Genomic DNA, 16,402 nt, shown 5'->3' with positions numbered 1-16,402 from the left:
CACACCCGAAAGCGCAGGATAGGACGGGGTTGTGCATCATGCACTGGCTTTTAGCACACTGTTGAGTTCTCAAGAAACGGACGCGACCACCATCACCTCAGACTCGAAACCGAGCCATCCGCTCCGGGGCGTTTACGCTTCGTTTTGTTTTGTTCTTACCTTCGCTATTCTTTCAGGCCGCCCGATCCGTGTCAAACCGTCCCATTTCGGAACACTTGACCCGAACCCTGCAACCCGAGAGGAATCGCAGCCGCCCCGTCTCCGGGGCAACCCCTCTAACTTACCAGGTTCCTGTCCGCTTCGCGAACCAACTACCAGAAACTGATCGTTTGAGGAGGCTTGTCGAGTTTAGCCCACGCCGTCCCATGCCTGAACCGCCAAGCGGAAGGGGAGGGAAGGCGCCGGGCTGCGCCGACTCGAGAAGACTAGCAGCCTCTCCGGAGTGATCGAGACGCATTCCGTCACAACCCGATGCCGGGAGTGGCGCCGCCTCCCTTCGGCCGGCCATGCCGCGCCAGCCACGCTCCAACCCGACGGTGGCGCGGGGATATCGGTGGATATGCCGACGAGGACCGCCGGACCGGTAACTCCCGGAGCGTCCGCAGCGATACCCGGGAAAACGGGCAGTTCAGCGGGGACAACCAGATCCGCTGCTCAAGCATCTAAGTAGCACTACGGCAACGAGGCCGGCACGGGGTGGGGACGAGGAGAGCGGCATCAGTGATGAGGTCCGCATCGCAACCTGTCGTCAAGCCGTCCGCAATCGCCACGCCTTACGAAAGCAGAGTGGGAGTCCTTGTTTGGCGCCATCCCGGCCGCCCGGGCTCTCGCCGGTGGAGGTAGCCATAATGACGCGGTCGGAGTTCGACGACATCCGGGCACACATCACGGCCGAGGCCCGGCACGCGGCTGACCTGCTGCAGATCGCGAGCGAGCTGCTCGACGACCTCGAGCAGGCCCGGGTGCGCGAGGCGACCCTGCGCTCCTACTACCTCAGCCTGCTGACGGCCGCGCGCGCCACCGTGGCCGCGTCGAACGCGGGTGATCCCGCACCGATGACCTTCCTGGTGCACGAACTCGACAAGCACGGGCAACTGCCGGCCGACGACGCCGAGGCCCGGCGCATCCTGTCCGACGCCAAGACGGCCCAATCGCTGATCCCGCTCGTCGAGGACGAGACACCCGCGCGCCGGTCGCGGCCGAACGGCAGGTCGAGGAGCTGCGTCGGCGTGAGCCGTACGTTGCCGCGGTGATCGGCGACCCCCGAGCCGCCCTACCGCAGACAAACGGAGATCGAGAAAGACGAAGGCCCTGGTCGCCGGTTTTCCGGTGACCAGGGCCTTCGATCAGTAGCGGGGACAGGATTTGAACCTGCGACCTCTGGGTTATGAGCCCAGCGAGCTACCGAACTGCTCCACCCCGCGTCGGTGTGTGTCTACAGACTACCCATGTGCGAAGGGAGGAGCAAACCAATAGGTTCACCCGCCTCCCGCGAGCGTGAATCACCGTCAATGACCATCCGGACAAATGGCGCAATTTCCAGACAAACCGCTCCGGTTGCCTGGCCGTATCCCTCTACGGTTGCCGGGCCGCGTCCGCTCCCCCTGTGCGGTGGGAAACCTCCGGCGGAGCGCGGACCGTCCTGGCATGACAGGTGACATTCAAGGAAACACGAAGGCCCTGGTCGCCGGTTTCCCGGTGGCCAGGGCCTTCGATCAGTAGCGGGGACAGGATTTGAACCTGCGACCTCTGGGTTATGAGCCCAGCGAGCTACCGAGCTGCTCCACCCCGCGTCGGTAAGAAGAACATTACCCGGCACGCGAGGTGGAAGCAAATCGGTCCGCCGCTATGGGCTCTTCGAAGCCGACGCCGAAGGTGACGGCTTCGGCTCGGACGGGGTCGAGGACGGCGTCGGTGACGGCGTGGCCTGCGGCTGATCCTTCTGCAGCGCCTGGAGCTCGTTCAGGGCGTCGCTGAGTCGCTTCTGGGCGTCCCCGTACGCGGTCCAGTTGGGCGGCTTCGCGGACAGGGCCTTCTGCGCGTCGTCATAGGCGGCCTGCGCCTTCTCGATCACACCCTTCAGGCTGGGATCGGCCGCGGGCTTACCCTCCGGGGGCGTGTTCTCGTCGGGCTTGGCCGGTTGCTCGACCGTGGTGCCGAACACCTGGTTCAGCGCGTCCTTCAGGGTGTCGGCGGAGCCGACCCTGTTGCCGAACATCACCAGGACTCGCCGCAGGATCGGGTACGGCTCCTGGCCCGCCCCGGCCGCTGTCTGCACGTACACGGGCTCGATGTACACGAGCCCGCCGGCGAACGGCAGGGTGAGCAGGTTGCCGTGCACGATCTGGGCCTTACCGAGCCCGAGGATGTTCAGTTCGCCGGCGAACCGGTTGGTGAACGTGTTCTGCACCTGGCCGGGGCTGGCGATCGTGGTGTTCGCCGGCATCCGGAGGATCCGCAGCTTCCCATAGCCGGGCCCGGCGGTGGAGTCGACCGCCATGAAGGCCGCGAGGTTCGGCCCCTGCTTCGGCACGAACGTCGTGGTCAGCGAGAACGCAGGGCCGCTGGACCCCGGCATGTTGACCGACAGGAAGTAGGGCGGCTGCTTGACGTTCTTCTCGTTGGCCGACGGGTCGTCGGGGACGTTCCAGAAGTCCTGGCCGCCGTAGAAGGACTCCGGGTTGGTGACGTGGTAGCGGGACAGCACGTCACGCTGGACCTTGAACAGATCCTCGGGGTAGCGCAGGTGGTCCTGCAGCTCGGGCTCGATCGTGTCCTTCGGCTTGATGATCCCGGGGAACGCCTTCTCCCAGGACTTCAGGATCGGGTCCTCGGTGTCCCACTCGTAGAGCGTCACCGTGCCGTCGTACGCGTCCACGGTGGCCTTGACCGAGTTCCGGATGTAGTTGATCTGGTCACGCGGCTGCGGCGCGATCACTCCCGGGTTGGTCGAGGTGTCCCGGATCATGTCCGAGAAGCTCTTGCTCTGGGAGAACGGGTACTCGTTCGCGGTGGTGTACGCGTCGACGATCCAGACGACCCGCCCGTTGACGATCGCGGGGTACGGATCCGAGTCGAGGTTGAGGAACGGCGCCACCTTGGCGACGCGCTGGGCCGGAGTCCGGTCGTACAGGATGCGGGACTGCTCGTTGACGTCGCCGGACAGCAGCATGTTGATCTCGCCGTACTTCGCGGCGTAGAGCAGCCGGTTGAAGAACGATCCGACCGGGACGCCGCCCTTGCCGGCGTAGGAGGTGTTCTCCTGGCCCGTCGTCCCGTCGACGGGGTAGTCGAGCTCCATCTTCTCCTTGCCGCCGACGATGGCGTAGTCCTTCGACTGCTCGCCGAAGTAGACGCGGGGCTCCTTCAGCCCCGCGCTCGGGACGAGCGAGCCGGAGACCGGCATGTCCTTGGCGTCGAAGTTCGGCAGGCCCTCGCTGTCCACCTCGCTGCCGGGAGCGGCGACGAAACCGTATCCGTGGGTGTAGACGAGATGCCGGTTGATCCAGTTGTTGCGATCGGACGGCGGGCCGGTCATCTCACGTACGGCGACCACGTGGTCGCGTACGACGCCGTCGGCGTCCTTGTACCGGTCGACGTCCAACTGCTCGGGGAAGTCGTAGAAACCGCGGATGCGCTGCTTCTGCTGGAAGGTCTTGGCGACCAGCGTGGGGTCGAGGAGCCGGACGCCCGCGACGGTCTCGTCGGTGGCGGCCCCCTTCTGCGGAGTGGCCTGCGCGTCGTACGTGACGACGTCCGCGTCGGCGACGCCGTACGCCTCACGGGTCGCGGCGATGTTCCGCGAGATGGACGTCCCTTCCTTGCCCTGCTGGTTGGGACGCACCTGGAACTGCTCGACCAGGACCGGATACACGCTGCCGATGAGGATGGCCGAAAGGACCAGGAGCCCGAAGGCGGCTCCCGGCCACATGCCGCCCGGCCGGATGATCCCCGCGAAGAAGATCAGCGCGCAGATCAGCGCGATGACGGCCAGGATGCCCTTCGCCGGGAGCACCGCGTTGACGTCGGTGTAGGACGCGCCGTCCACGATGCCGCGGGTGGAGAACACGAGGTCGTAGCGGTCGAGCCAGTACGCGGCGGCCTTGAGCAGGACGAAGACGCCGAGCAGCACGGACAGGTGGACCCGCGCGGCCCTGGAGGCGTGCACGCCGCCGGGCGAGGCGATCCGGAAGCCGCCATAGAGGTAGTGCACGATCGCCGCGGCGACGATCGACAGGACGATCGCCGTGAACAGGAAGTTCAGCACCGTCCTGAGGAAGGGGACGGTGAACATGAAGAACGCGATGTCGAGATGGAACAACTCGTCCTTCTTGCCGAAGGGCGTGGAGTTCGCGAACAGCAGCCACGTCTTCCACTGGCCGGCCGTGGAGGAGCCCGTGAACAGGGCCAGGACGCCCATGCCGACGAAGAAGAAGAGCCGGCGGTGCGGATCGACGGCGAGGCGGTAGCGGTCGGCCCCTTGCGGGGAGCCGAACATGCCGGGGCCGAACATCGGTCGCGTCCGGTGCGCCAGGGCCATGTTGCCCCCGACGATGCCGGCCATGAGGACGGCTCCCACCACGAACAGCAGGATCTGCGTCACCAGCATGGCCGAGAACACCGACGAGAAGTCGACCGAGTCGTACCACAGGAAGTCGGTGAATATCGCGGTGAAGATGAAGAACAATACGACGATCGCCACGAGAGCGATCACAACGGGAATGAGCAGTCGCGGCCGGCGGGGCAAGCGCATCGCCCGACCGGCTCCGGGGCTCCGGAAGCTCAACGCCAACCCCTTGTCTCAGAACAACGGTCCGTGCCTGGCAACCTACACCGCGAAACGGCCGGTCGTGATTTCAGTTCTTGGTGCATGCTGGGACGTCACCCGTGCCGGTGCGCAGCGCGTCGATCGCCTTGATGGCGCCTTCGAGGGTCTCGACCTTGACCAGGCGCAGCCCGCCGGGCACCGCGCGTACGGCCTGCGGGCAATTGAGGGCGGGGGTGAGGAAGATCGTCGCGCCCGCTTTCCTGGCCCCGACCATCTTCTGCTCGATGCCGCCGATCGGGCCGACCGCGCCGTCAAGGGTGATCGTCCCCGTGCCCGCGATGGACTTGCCGCCGGTCAGGGCACCGGGGGTCAGCTTGTCGTAGATGCCCAGCGAGAACATCAGGCCGGCGCTCGGGCCGCCGATGTCGCCGACGCTGATGTCGACCTTGAAGGGCGGCTTGTACCTCATCCCCATGGTCACGCCGACCCTGGCCTTGCCATCCTTGCCCGCGACGGTGCCGAGGACCACGTCGGTGGAGGTGCCCTTCCGGTTCACCGTGAGCCGGACCTGCTCGCCCGGCTTGAGCTTCCGCACGGCCGAGGCGACGGTGTTCTGGTCAGTGGCGGGCGCGCCGTCCACCGCGGTGATCTCGTCACCCACCTGCAGCTTGCCGTCCGCGGGCAGCCCCTTCTCCACGACGGCCACGGAGACGACCTCGGGAACGGGGATCTTCAGCGCGTGCAGCGCCGCGATCGTCGCGTCCTCCTGCGAGGTGGTCATCTGCAGGGTGTTCTGCTGCTCGACCTCCTTGGCGGTCGTCTTCCTCGGGAAGATGGTCTCCTCCGGGACGACCGCGATGGTGGGGTCGATCCAGCCGCGCAGCGCGGTGAGCAGGTCGATGCTGTTGCTCGGCCCACCCTGGTAGGCGACGGTCACCATGCTCAGCTTGCCGTCGGTGGGATAGGTCGTGTGCCCCGAGATCGTGATCACGGGTTTGCCCTTGACGTCGCCGATCGTGTTCTCCGTCGGCCCCGGGCTCAGCACGACGTACGGCACGGGCAGCAACGCCGCGGCGACCGCGAGGATCACGGTCAGGAAACCCGCCACCAGCAAGGTGAGAGCGCGTCGGGACATGGTCAGACTCTATGTGCTGTGACCGACGGCCCCGCACATCAGCACGGCCGTCAGCACGCGCCGACCCACTCCGCGGCGCCGTCGGTGAAAACCTGGTGCTTCCAGATCGGCACCTGGTGCTTGAGGTCGTCGATCAGCCTCCGGGACGCCTCGAACGCCTCTCCTCGGTGGGGGCAGGCCACGGCCACGATGACCGCGATGTCCCCCAACTGGAGGTCGCCGACGCGGTGCACGGCGGCCAGCGCGGTCACGGGGAAGTCGGCGGCGACCTTCTCGGCCACCCTTCGCAACTCCTCCTCGGCGGACGGGTGGGCCGAATAGGACAGGAGCGTCACCTGCTTGCCCTGATCCTCTTCACGGACCGTCCCCACGAAGATCGTGGTGCCGCCGGCCGCGTGGTCTTCGACCGCGCTCAGCACCTCGTCCACAGACAGCGGGGTGTCACGAATGGCCAGTAACCGGATGACGTCCACGTCCCCGAGGTTAGTACGGCGCCGGCCCGCGGAACACGGGCGGCGCCGTACCGGCCGCGTCAGACGCGGCGCTTGCGCCTCGCGGCGCGGACGATGGCCGCGGTGCCGATGACGGCGACGGTGGCACCCGCCGCGGTGAGGGTGGCGTCCTTGCCGGAGAGACGGCGGCCGACCACGGCGTGCTTGCCCTGGCGCTGGTCGAGCAGTTCCTGCAGGGCGGCGTCGTTGGTCCACGCGGGTTTCCACCCGGCGGCGCGCAGCGCGGCGCAGTCGACGACCCACGGATAGACGACGTAGTGGAGGTCCGTCGCCGGGGCCGGGGTGATGCCGAGCCGGTGCAGCCGCTGGGCCGTACCGAAGGTCAATCCGGCGGGCAGCTCGAAACGGCGCAGGCCGGAGATCTCCTCGGCCTGCTCCATCTCCAGCCATCCGTCCGACCCGACCGCAACGACCCCGCTGACGTGCCCGAGCGCGGCCGTCTCCAGTGCCGACACGAGGTCGTCGATGTGGCAGAACTGCCAGCGCGGCAGCGATCCCTTGACGACGAGCAGGCGCGGAGCCTCGAAGTGGCGGGTGATCACCGTGTCGATGCCCGGGCCGACCAGCGCGGCGGGTCTGAGCACGGTGACCCCGAGACCGGGATGCGAGCGGAGTGAGCGCCGCACCAGGGCCTCGATCTCCAGATGATCGCCGACGACGCCGGTGTCGGGCTCGGCCGCGACCGGGGAGTCCTCCGCGAGCGGCACCGGATTGTCGCCGGCCGCGCCGTACACCATCGCGCTGGTGACGAGAACGACGCGGCGGACCCGGGCCGCGGCGGACGCGGTGAGCACGGTCTGGGCGGCGCGCAGGTTGTACGCCCGGCGCTCGTCCGGATCGGAGTCCAGGGAATAGTCGCCGCCCAGATGGACCAGGACGTCGACGTCGGATATGCGGTTCGCCAAGAGCGGATCGCGGATGTCGAGAACACGCCAGGTGACATCCGGCACATCTCCGCGCTGGTCGTCGATGGCCACGACGCGGCGGAAATCCGCAGACGAGGCGACTTTCGCGAGGAACGCCCTGCCGAGACCGGAGGCGGCGCCCGTGACGGCGACTACGGGCGGACGAAGGCGTTTCGAGGTTGGCACGAGGTCCTCACTTTGCACTGATCCGCCCCACGGCGGATAACGTGGCGGATGTGGACTCCTCCATCCTGCACGAGGTGGCGCGGTGACTGACCTGCCAGGTCGTGAAAATGACCCCAACGAAAACCCGTTCGCCATGTTCGGCAGCCCGGAGCAGATCGCGGCGGCGATGCGGCAGTTCGCGGACATGCTGTCCGCCCCGCAGAGCGCCGGGCCTGTCAACTGGGACATGGCCAAGAACATCGCACGACACGCCGTGGTCGCCGAAGGGGACCCGAGCGTCATGGAGGGCGAGCGACGACAGATCGTGGACGCCCTCAATCTCGCCGACCTCTGGCTGAACGAGGCGACCACGCTGCCCAGCGGCGTGACGAGCCCCCAGGCGTGGAGCCGGTCCGAGTGGATCGAGAAGACCGTTCCGGTCTGGAAGCAGCTGTGCGAGCCGATCGCCGCCCGCATGGTCGAGACCATGGGCGGCACGCTCAGCGCCACCGGCCTGCCCCCCGAGGCGCAGGCCATGGCCGGGCCGCTCATGGGCATGCTCAAGCAGATGGGCGGCATGATGGTCGGGCAGCAGCTCGGCCAGGCGCTCGGCACGCTCGCCCGCGAGGTCGTCGGCTCCTCCGACATCGGCCTGCCGCTGTCGGACACGGCCGCGTTGCTGCCCGGCGGAATCGCCGCGTTCAGCGAGGGCCTGGAGACGCCGGCCGAGGAGATCAGGATCTATCTCGCGCTGCGTGAGGCGGCCCACCACCGGCTGTTCCAGCACGTCCCGTGGCTGCGGGCGCACCTCCTCGGCGCCGTCGAGGAGTACGCCAGGGGCATCACCGTGGACGTCTCCGCCCTCGAAGGGAAGCTCCAAGGGTTGGATCTGAACAACCCCGAGCAGCTTCAGGAGATCCTCGGCGGCGGCGAGCTGCTCAAGCCCGAGGAGACCGAGCGGCAGAAGGCCGCGCTGGTCCGCCTGGAGACCGCGCTCGCGCTGGTCGAGGGCTGGGTGGCCACCGTCGTGGACGAGTCCGCTGAGGGCAAGCTGCCCTCCGCGACCGCGCTCGCCGAGACCGTACGGCGCCGCCGCGCGACCGGCGGGCCCGCGGAGCGGACCTTCGCCACCCTGGTCGGCCTGGAACTGCGCCCCCGGCGGCTGCGCGAGGCCGCGGCTCTCTGGAAGGCGCTGACCGCCGAGCGTGGCGTCGAGGGCAGGGACGCCGTCTGGAACCACCCCGACCTCATGCCCACCGCCGACGACCTGGCCGATCCCGACTCCTTCGTCAAGGGCGAGGCGAGGTTCGACCTGTCCGCGCTGGAGGAGCCCAAGGACGACGAGGAGTGAGCCTCCACCGGGACGCGCACGCCGTACTCACCGGGTGGACGGCGCCGACCGCGGACGAGGAGCTGCTCAGGAAGGAGTTCCTGGAGCACCTCGACACGTACGAGGACGCCATGTGGCGCGGCTGCGCGGCCGGCCACCTGACGGCGACCACCGCGGTGATCTCGCACGACGGCGCCCGGGTGCTGCTCACCCTGCATCCGAAAGCCGGGATGTGGCTGCCCATGGGCGGCCACTGCGAGGTCACGGACGGTTCGCTCGCCGAGGTCGCTCTCAGGGAGGCGACCGAGGAGTCCGGCATCACGGGCCTCACGCTGCTGCCCGGGCCGCTGGCCCTGGACCGGCACCAGGTCTGGTGCCATCCGCCGCACAGCTGGCACCTCGACGTCGAGTACGGCGCGGTCGCCCCGCCCGGGGCCGAGGCGGTGATCAGCGACGAGTCGCTCGACCTGCGCTGGTTCCCGATCGAGCAGATCCCCGAGCCGAGCGACGAGGCGACCCGGCGGCTCGCCGCCCGCGCCCGGTCTGCACAGGATCCGCACATCTGACTTACGCGGCCTTGCGGTTCCAGTCGCTAGGGTCGGCGACATGACTCAGGTCGACGTGGGCGGCGTCATCACGACTCCCCGGCGCCGCCGGCGGCTGCCGAGGCCGCTGGCCTGGATCGCCGTGGTGCCGTGCGCGGTATGGGCGCTGGTCCGGCTGGCCGGCGTCGACGGCCCCGTCCTCACCGAGCTGATCACGGCCACGCCGTATGTGGCGCTGTTCTCGCTGTTCGCGGCCCTTCTGGCGCTGGGGTCGCGCGGCCGGGCCGTCGTCGCCGTCGCGGCGGCGTCGTCCACCCTGCTGGCGTTCATGGTGCTGCCCCGCGCGTTCGGCGACACCCCGGCGGCGACCGGCCCGTCCCTGCGGATCCTCACGATCAACCTGTTCTTCGGGCGCGGCGACGCCCGTACGGTGATCGACCTGGTCCGCCGGTTGCGGCCGGACATCCTCAACACGCAGGAACTGGATCCGCGGGCGGTCGAGGCCCTGGACGCGGCCGGGCTGGGCACGCTCATGCCGTACAGCCACCTGCAGCAGGAGTACAGCGCGTCGGGCAGCGGCATCTACTCGCGCTATCCGCTGACGAAACTGCCCGACTTCGCTCCGTCGGACGGGCACCACATGCCGTACGTCCGGTTCTCCCTGCCCGGCGGGCAGACCGTCGAACTCGTCGACGTGCACACCATGGCGCCTCTCGGGCCGGATGTCGCCACCTGGAAGGAGGCGTTGCGTTCGTTGCCCCCGGCCGTCCCGGGAACGGTCCGCGTCCTCGCCGGCGACTTCAACGCGAGCCTCGACCACGCGGCCCTGCGCGAGGTGCTCGGCCGGGGGTACCTGGACGCGGCCGACGCCACGGGGACCGGGCTGCGCACGACCTGGCCCGCGAACCGGCGCCTTCCTCCGCTGATCACCATCGACCACGTGCTCGTGGACGAACGGGCGTCGGCGGTCGGCGTCAGCGTCCACGACGTGCCGGGCACCGACCACCGCGCGCTGTTCGCCGAGTTGCGGCTGCCCTGACCGGCGAGGGCCGCCGGGAGGAGCGCTAGCCGAGGAGCGCCCGGGTGTTGTCCCAGCCTTCGAGGCCGGGGTCGAGCCGCGCCACGTCGACCGGCTTCCTGAGCCGGTGCCAGCCGGGGCCGGTGGCGACCATGCGAGGGCCGGGCGCCTGGCGGCGGAGCCGTCCGACCAGGTCGGGGTCGTCGAAGTCGGGGTCCGCCCAGGTCGGCAGCGGCAGCCGCGCCGCGACGGCGACGGCTCCCCCGCCTTCCGCGGGGCAGACCGCCATCTCGGCCCGGCCCAGCGCGCGGAAGAGCTTGCCGATCAGCAGGGGCGGCAGGTCCGGGGCGTCGGCGCTGACCACGACCCCCTCGGTGCCGTACGGCAGGGCGGCGAACGCCTCGGCGGGCGAGCCGATGGACAGGACCGGCGTGCCCGGCCAGGCGATCTCGTCCAGTCCGGGCACTCCGGCGGACAGGATGACCGGCTCGACCAGTTCGAGACCGGCGACCATCTCGTAGGTGTCCTCGGCGACGGCCATGAGGAACTCGGCCGGATCGACTCCGGGAGGCGCCCCGTCGGCCATGCCGGGGGTGACGAGGACGGCCGCGACGCGGGTCAACACTCCTCCGCGGAACCGCTGGCCGCCATGGAGAAACCCTCCAGGAAGCCACGGGCGCGCTCCGCCTTGGGGTAGCGTTCGACCAGCGCCCAGAAGCGGGGACCGTGGCTCGGGACCAGCAGGTGGACCAGCTCGTGCATGATCACGTAGTCTACGACCCACGCGGGCATCCCCCGCAGGCGCGTCGACAACCTGATCGTGGCATGATCCGGTGTGCAGGATCCCCACCGGTGCTGCTGGTTCTCGACCCAGCGCACGCTGTTGGGCAGCGCTCTGCCGTCCAGATAGCGGGTGGACAGCTCCCTCGCGCGGTCGAGCAGATCGTCGTCGCTGAGGCGTCTTCGCTGCTCTTTCGCGGCGAGCCGGTCGAGCATGCGGCGCACCCACTGCTCCTCGTCGGTCGTACTCAGACCGGCAGGAAGCAACACGATGGTCTTGTCACCATCGCGGTACGCGGAAACGGTTCGCCGCCGACGTGTGCTCCGACGAACCTCGACTGTCTCGGGGGGCACATATGCAAGGTAGCCGACAACTGCCTGTTTCCACAGGGGGTCAATGACGTTCTCCCTGGTCAATCAGGCGAACACCGGCCGACCGTACGGGAAACGCGGACCCCGCGTTTCCCACCGGCCACAGAAGTTATCCACAGGGCACAAACACGGCCTCACCTGGTGTGACTAATCTCACGCTGCTATGAGACCTCGTCTGAAGACCGCCCTGCGCCGCGTGGAAAGAGACGGCCGCACCCTCCAGTTCGGCGTCCACCCGGCACGCGCGACCGTCCTGACGGACCTGGAACCCGCCGTGCGCCGGCTCGTCGAGAGCCTCGACGGCACCCGCACGCTCGATGAGGCCGTGTCCGCGAGCGGCCTGGACGCCGGCGCCGCCCGCGAGGTGATCGCCCTGCTGGTACGGCACGGCCTGGTGGAGGACGCGTCCGCCCGGCCCGGCGAGCTCTCCGCGCTGTCCCGCGAGGAGCGTGAGCTGCTCCGTCCCGAGCGTGACCGGCTCTCCCTCACGTCCGCGGACGGCGGGCTCGCCGGGCTGCGGCGCAGGAGAGCGGCGCACGTCCGGGTGTACGGCGCGGGCAGGGTGGGCGCCCAGGTCGCCTCCCTGCTCGCCGCCTCCGGCGTCGGTCACCTCTGCGTCGTCGACGCCGGCACGGCCCGGCCCCAGGACGTGGCGCCCGGCGGGCTGGGGCGGCCGGAGGTGGGGACGAGTCGCGAGGAGGGCGCGGTCGAGGTCGCCCGGCGACTGGCCCCCGGCGTCAACGCCTGGACCGGCAGGACCGCCTCACACCCCGCCGACGGTGCCCGCCGTCCCGACCTGGTGATCCTCGCCCCGGTCGAGCCGCTCGACTCTCTTCTGGTGCGCGAGTTGCACGATGCCGGCATCCCGCACCTGCTCGTCAGCGCGTACGAGGGGTGCGGATGTGTCGGGCCGCTGGTGATCCCCGGAGTCACCCCGTGCCTGCGTTGCCGCGATCTGTTCCGGCGTGACCGGGACCCCTCCTGGCCCGCCGTCCAGGCCCGGCTCGGCGGCTTCCCCGCGGGAGAGATCGCGTGCGACGCCGCCCTCTCCGCGCTGGTCGCCGCACAAGCCGCGGGGCAGGCGCTCGCCTGGCTCGAAGGCGCGGCTGTGAGCAACGACACACTGGAGATAACACCCGACTGGGACTGGCGGCGGCGCGCCTACGACCGCCATCCGAGATGTCATTGTAGTCGAAACCGTCGGAATTCGCTAACAATGGTCGCGTGAGTGACCTTCCGCGACGTGCAGTGACGCGCTCGGCGAAGCTGGCCGCCCTTCCCCTGGGGTTCGCCGGCCGGACCGCACTCGGCCTGGGGAAAAGGATCGGCGGCAAGTCCGCCGAGATCGTCGCCCAGGAGATCCAGCAGCGTACGGCAGAGCAGATCTTCAAGGTGCTCGGCGAGCTCAAGGGCGGCGCGATGAAGTTCGGCCAGGCGCTGTCCATCTTCGAGGCGGCCCTGCCCACGGAGATCGCCGGGCCGTACCGCGCGACGCTGACGAGGCTGCAGGACGCCGCTCCCGCGCTGCCCGCTCCGGTCGTCCACAAGGTCCTGGCGGAGCAGCTGGGCGACGACTGGCGGGAGAACTTCCTGGAGTTCGACGACGCGCCGACCGCGGCGGCCTCGATCGGTCAGGTCCACAGGGCGGTGTGGCACGACGGCCGTCCCGTGGCGGTGAAGATCCAGTACCCCGGCGCGGGCAAGGCGCTGCTGTCCGATTTCAACCAGCTGGCGCGGCTCGGGAAGCTCTTCGGGGCGCTGCTGCCCGGCCTGGACGTGAAGTCCGTGCTGAGCGAGCTGAGGGAACGGGTGGCCGAGGAGCTCGACTACCTCAGCGAGGCCGAGGCGCAGCACGCGTTCGCCCAGGAGTTCCGCGACGATCCCGACTTCTTCGTACCGGACGTGATCGCCGCGAACGAGCAGATCCTGATCACGGAGTGGATGTCCGGCAGCGCGCTGTCCCGGATCATCACCGACGGCACCACCGAGGAGCGCGACCTCGCCGGGCTGCTGCTGGTCCGCTTCCTCTTCTGCTCTCCCGCGCGGGTCGGCATGTTGCACGCCGATCCGCACCCCGGCAACTTCCGGATGATGGAGGACGGGCGCCTGGGGGTGCTCGACTTCGGTGCCGTCAACCGGCTTCCTGACGGCTATCCCCGGATGTTCGGCACGCTGACCCGGATCTTCAACCAGGGCGACATGGAGGCGGTGGTCCAGGGGCTGCGCGACGAGGGGTTCATCCGGCCGCACATCGACGTCGACGTGGACGCTCTGCGGGCGTTCCTCGCCCCCTACGTCGAACCCACCCGGGTGGAGGAGTTCACCTTCAGCCGCGAATGGCTCCAGCGACAGGCGGCGGCCGTGGCCGACCTGCGGCCGGGCAACGTGGTGCGCCAGCTCAACCTTCCCCCGTCGTATGTGCTGATCCACCGTGTGCACGCGGCCGGTGTGGGCGTGTTGTGCCAGCTCGGCACGACCGCCAGGTTCCGCGACGAGGTGATCACCTGGGTCCCGGGCTTCTCCGACGAGGAGCCGGAGGAGGACACCGCCCTCACCGCCGTCTGACCTGGCGGGGTCTCCGGTCCCAGCCCGCCCTCCGGGAGGCCCTGACGCGGTCTCCGGTGCCAGCCCGCCCTCCGGGAGGCCCTGGCGCGGTCCGGTCCGGTCCCGGCGCAGGATCTTCTGTCGCTTGACCTGGCCGGGCGCCGTACGGACGACGAAGGCCCGGGCCGACGAACGGCCCGGGCCTCGGTCATGTTCCGCCGTGCGCCGGGCGGCCGTCTCGGCCGCCCTTCGGTGACGCGGGCTCCCAGAGGTGGAGCGGTCAGGCGCGCGCGAGCGCCGCGAGCAGACGCCGGGAGGCGCGCTCGGCCTTGCGGCGCGCCCTCCGTACGTCCTGGATCCGACTGGCCAGTCGCTGCTCGGCGGCCTCCTGGTGGAGGCCGCGTATTCGCTCGTCGACCAGTTCTTGATGCATATACATGGCGGCGGTGGGGTTGATGCTCATCGGTTCTTCTCCTCTTTCAGGGGTAGTGCTGCGTGCGGTGGTGTTCAGGCTGCGACCGGAGTCTTGCGGGGGCGCCCGCGCGGCCGCTTCCGGGGGACGATGGCCCCCCGCAGGATGAGTTCGCCACCCCAGACGCCCCACGGCTCCTCGCGCTCCAGCGCGCGGGCCAGGCAGGCCTTCTGGATCGGGCAGCCTCCGCAGAGCGCCTTGGCGAACTCCACGTCCTCCGGAGACTCGGCGAACCACAGGTCGGGCTCGGTACGACAGGGGATTTCGGCTTCGATCAGGTCCATGACCGGGGCCGCCATCTGCGTCACCTCTTTGATTGGTTTCTTGGGCTGGTTTGTCCTCTGTGGTGGGCGGAACCTGGCGGGCAAAACAAGAAGGCCGCGGATCCTGTGTGCGGATCCGCGGCCTGAAGAGGAAGACCAGTCAGGTTGTGACTGGTTCTCTCCAGGCGTAACGCGAACCGCGCACTCCACCATTGGCGGTGTGGCTGGTCTGCTGAGCGCCCATCGGCCGCTCCGTGATGGACGGACGGTAGGCGGGGATGCCACGGCGCACGTCGGCGAGAACGCCGAAGGCAGCCGAACCGGGCAGAGCCTCGGCACGAGCGGCCTTGCCGCGCATCAGTGCGACTGGCGCGACATCGGCGGCCGGGCGTGCGGAAGCGAGCCACGGGGTGGCAAACATGATCGTGCTCTCCACAGGACTCACCTCCATTTGAATGCGATGGTCGGGCTGGGCCGCCCGACCGACTTTCATGACCCTAAATGCGAAACCGGGAACCCGGCAACCTATTTTCTACCTGCGATTTTCACGGTTTCGCGACACTGGCCGTCAGGCTAGCACCGACCTCGTACGCGGCCCGGGACCGCCCCTCGGGTCGGCGTGGCCGGGCGCGGTTTTCGGCCCGGCATGCGGCCGCTCCGGCGCTCGTCCGGATGCCTCCGGAGCCCTGGCACAGGACGCGCACGGGACGGGAGGGGCACTAACTGACGCGGATGAGGCACTCCTGGACCACCGACACCGCGAGCTGCCCTGACGACGTGTACATCTCTCCGCGGGCGAGACCGCGCGCGCCACCGGACCAGGGCGACTCCTGGGCGTACAGCAGCCAGTCGTCGGCGCGGAACGGCCGGTGGAACCACATGGCATGGTCCAAGGAGGCGCCGCTGACATTCGTCGCCCCCCACGCCATGCCGTGCGCGAGCAGGACGGTGTCGACGAGGGTGAAGTCGGAGGCGTAGGCGGCCAGCACCACGTGCAGCAGCGGGTCGTCGGGAAGCTCCGCGTCGTACCGGAACCAGGCGTTGTTCTCCGTGCTGACCAGGCTGGGGTCACGCTGCGCCTCCCACGGGAGGGCGCTGACATAGCGGAAGTCGACCGGCCGCGGCTTGGCGGCCCACTCGCGCCAGAGCGTGTCGTCGCCGAAAGCGGCGAGCATCCGGCTCTGGAACGTCGGCAGGCTTTCGGGGGCGGGCACATCGGGCATCGGCCGCGCCTGGTGCGCGACGCCGGGCTCGTCGACGTGGAACGAGGCCGACATGGTGAAGATCGCCTTGCCGTGCTGGATGGCGACGACCCGGCGCGTGGTGAAGGAGCGGCCGTCGCGCACGCGCTCGACGTTGTAGACGATCGGGATCGCCGGGTCACCGGGCCGGATGAAGTACGCGTGCAGCGAGTGGACCATGCGGTCCGGCGGCACCGTACGGCCCGCGGCCACCAGCGCCTGCGCCGCGACCTGCCCGCCGAAGACACGCTGGATGCGCTCCTCGGGGCTGCGGCCCCGGAAGATGTCCAGCTCGATCTGCTCAAGATCGAGAAGGTCGAGGAGCTCCTTGAGGGCGGAGTTCACAGCGAAC

At 69.4% G+C, this 16,402-nt stretch carries 16 protein-coding genes and 2 tRNA genes; 6 read left to right on the top strand and 12 right to left on the bottom strand.

What is annotated here, in order from left to right; translation table 11 throughout:
• Positions 1-848 precede the first annotated feature (848 nt).
• Positions 849-1,253 (top strand): hypothetical protein, encoded by a 405-nt coding sequence (locus tag AB0I59_RS11130; protein WP_061259259.1) that lies wholly within the window; start codon positions 849-851, stop codon positions 1,251-1,253.
• 97 nt (positions 1,254-1,350) lie between these two features.
• On the opposite strand, the gene AB0I59_RS11125 is transcribed toward AB0I59_RS11130, so the two are convergent.
• The 6 genes from AB0I59_RS11125 to AB0I59_RS11100 form a co-directional block, all read right to left on the bottom strand.
• Positions 1,351-1,424, bottom strand: a tRNA-Met gene (locus AB0I59_RS11125).
• A gap of 295 nt (positions 1,425-1,719) precedes the next feature.
• Positions 1,720-1,793: transfer RNA gene (locus tag AB0I59_RS11120), tRNA-Met, on the bottom strand.
• Positions 1,794-1,846: 53 nt separating this feature from the next.
• Positions 1,847-4,753 carry a UPF0182 family membrane protein gene (locus AB0I59_RS11115; protein WP_358132030.1) on the bottom strand — a complete coding sequence of 969 codons (2,907 nt, stop codon included), beginning with the start codon at positions 4,751-4,753 and terminating at the stop codon, positions 1,847-1,849.
• Between the two features lie 103 nt (positions 4,754-4,856).
• Positions 4,857-5,903: a YlbL family protein gene (locus AB0I59_RS11110; protein WP_358132028.1), complete on the bottom strand. Its 1,047-nt coding sequence runs from the start codon at positions 5,901-5,903 to the stop codon at positions 4,857-4,859.
• Between the two features lie 50 nt (positions 5,904-5,953).
• On the bottom strand, positions 5,954-6,376 hold the full coding sequence (locus AB0I59_RS11105; RefSeq protein ID WP_358132026.1) for a molybdenum cofactor biosynthesis protein MoaE: 423 nt from the start codon (positions 6,374-6,376) through the stop codon (positions 5,954-5,956).
• 59 nt (positions 6,377-6,435) lie between these two features.
• On the bottom strand, positions 6,436-7,506 hold the full coding sequence (locus AB0I59_RS11100) for an NAD-dependent epimerase/dehydratase family protein (RefSeq protein ID WP_358132024.1): 1,071 nt from the start codon (positions 7,504-7,506) through the stop codon (positions 6,436-6,438).
• Between the two features lie 82 nt (positions 7,507-7,588).
• Here AB0I59_RS11100 and AB0I59_RS11095 point away from each other — a divergent pair, with 82 nt between their 5' ends.
• Genes AB0I59_RS11095 through AB0I59_RS11085 form a run of 3 tightly spaced genes read left to right on the top strand, consistent with a single transcriptional unit; the run spans position 7,589 to position 10,399 of the window.
• Entirely contained in the window at positions 7,589-8,836 is a 1,248-nt protein-coding gene (locus AB0I59_RS11095) for a zinc-dependent metalloprotease (protein ID WP_435830929.1), read from the top strand.
• Positions 8,833-9,381, top strand: coding sequence for an NUDIX hydrolase (locus AB0I59_RS11090; protein ID WP_061259264.1), 549 nt, complete (start codon positions 8,833-8,835; stop codon positions 9,379-9,381). The genes AB0I59_RS11095 and AB0I59_RS11090 overlap by 4 nt, the downstream gene beginning before the upstream one ends.
• A 40-nt stretch (positions 9,382-9,421) precedes the next feature.
• Entirely contained in the window at positions 9,422-10,399 is a 978-nt protein-coding gene (locus tag AB0I59_RS11085; RefSeq protein WP_063818906.1) for an endonuclease/exonuclease/phosphatase family protein, read from the top strand.
• Positions 10,400-10,424: 25 nt separating this feature from the next.
• On the opposite strand, the gene AB0I59_RS11080 is transcribed toward AB0I59_RS11085, so the two are convergent.
• Complete coding sequence (locus AB0I59_RS11080; protein ID WP_358132022.1) at positions 10,425-11,000, bottom strand: glycosyltransferase family protein; 576 nt, start codon at positions 10,998-11,000, stop codon at positions 10,425-10,427.
• Positions 10,997-11,512 carry a M48 metallopeptidase family protein gene (locus AB0I59_RS11075; RefSeq protein WP_061259266.1) on the bottom strand — a complete coding sequence of 172 codons (516 nt, stop codon included), beginning with the start codon at positions 11,510-11,512 and terminating at the stop codon, positions 10,997-10,999. The genes AB0I59_RS11080 and AB0I59_RS11075 overlap by 4 nt, the downstream gene beginning before the upstream one ends.
• 181 nt (positions 11,513-11,693) lie before the next feature.
• Between AB0I59_RS11075 and AB0I59_RS11070 the strand changes: the two genes are divergently transcribed.
• Both AB0I59_RS11070 and AB0I59_RS11065 read left to right on the top strand, forming a co-directional pair.
• Entirely contained in the window at positions 11,694-12,758 is a 1,065-nt protein-coding gene (locus tag AB0I59_RS11070; RefSeq protein ID WP_358132020.1) for a ThiF family adenylyltransferase, read from the top strand.
• Positions 12,755-14,095 (top strand): ABC1 kinase family protein, encoded by a 1,341-nt coding sequence (locus AB0I59_RS11065; RefSeq protein WP_061259268.1) that lies wholly within the window; start codon positions 12,755-12,757, stop codon positions 14,093-14,095. The genes AB0I59_RS11070 and AB0I59_RS11065 overlap by 4 nt, the downstream gene beginning before the upstream one ends.
• A 259-nt stretch (positions 14,096-14,354) precedes the next feature.
• Here the strand turns inward: AB0I59_RS11065 and AB0I59_RS11060 are convergent, their stop codons facing one another.
• From AB0I59_RS11060 to AB0I59_RS11045, 4 genes are all read right to left on the bottom strand, one after another.
• Positions 14,355-14,537: a hypothetical protein gene (locus AB0I59_RS11060; RefSeq protein WP_061259269.1), complete on the bottom strand. Its 183-nt coding sequence runs from the start codon at positions 14,535-14,537 to the stop codon at positions 14,355-14,357.
• Between the two features lie 44 nt (positions 14,538-14,581).
• Entirely contained in the window at positions 14,582-14,845 is a 264-nt protein-coding gene (locus tag AB0I59_RS11055) for a WhiB family transcriptional regulator (protein WP_061259399.1), read from the bottom strand.
• Between the two features lie 124 nt (positions 14,846-14,969).
• Complete coding sequence (locus AB0I59_RS11050) at positions 14,970-15,245, bottom strand: hypothetical protein (RefSeq protein ID WP_358132017.1); 276 nt, start codon at positions 15,243-15,245, stop codon at positions 14,970-14,972.
• Between the two features lie 283 nt (positions 15,246-15,528).
• On the bottom strand, positions 15,529-16,395 hold the full coding sequence (locus AB0I59_RS11045) for an acyl-CoA thioesterase (RefSeq protein ID WP_061259270.1): 867 nt from the start codon (positions 16,393-16,395) through the stop codon (positions 15,529-15,531).
• Between the last annotated feature and the right edge of the window lie 7 nt (positions 16,396-16,402).

The sequence above is a fragment of the Microtetraspora glauca genome (genome assembly GCF_040656155.1).
Taxonomy (GTDB): domain Bacteria; phylum Actinomycetota; class Actinomycetes; order Streptosporangiales; family Streptosporangiaceae; genus Microtetraspora; species Microtetraspora glauca.
The sequence above is the reverse complement of the archived record's forward strand: the minus strand, read 5'-3'. Positions and strand labels throughout refer to the sequence as shown.

Excerpts from the sequence above, each read along its gene's own strand:
- AB0I59_RS11110 (WP_358132028.1), bottom strand. The coding sequence starts at position 5,903 with ATGTCCCGACGCGCTCTCACCTTGCTGGTGGCGGGTTTCCTGACCGTG.
- AB0I59_RS11115 (WP_358132030.1), bottom strand. The coding sequence starts at position 4,753 with ATGCGCTTGCCCCGCCGGCCGCGACTGCTCATTCCCGTTGTGATCGCT.
- AB0I59_RS11055 (WP_061259399.1), bottom strand. The coding sequence starts at position 14,845 with ATGGCGGCCCCGGTCATGGACCTGATCGAAGCCGAAATCCCCTGTCGT.
- AB0I59_RS11070 (WP_358132020.1), top strand. The coding sequence starts at position 11,694 with ATGAGACCTCGTCTGAAGACCGCCCTGCGCCGCGTGGAAAGAGACGGC.
- AB0I59_RS11130 (WP_061259259.1), top strand. The coding sequence starts at position 849 with ATGACGCGGTCGGAGTTCGACGACATCCGGGCACACATCACGGCCGAG.
- AB0I59_RS11085 (WP_063818906.1), top strand. The coding sequence starts at position 9,422 with ATGACTCAGGTCGACGTGGGCGGCGTCATCACGACTCCCCGGCGCCGC.
- AB0I59_RS11060 (WP_061259269.1), bottom strand. The coding sequence starts at position 14,537 with ATGAGCATCAACCCCACCGCCGCCATGTATATGCATCAAGAACTGGTC.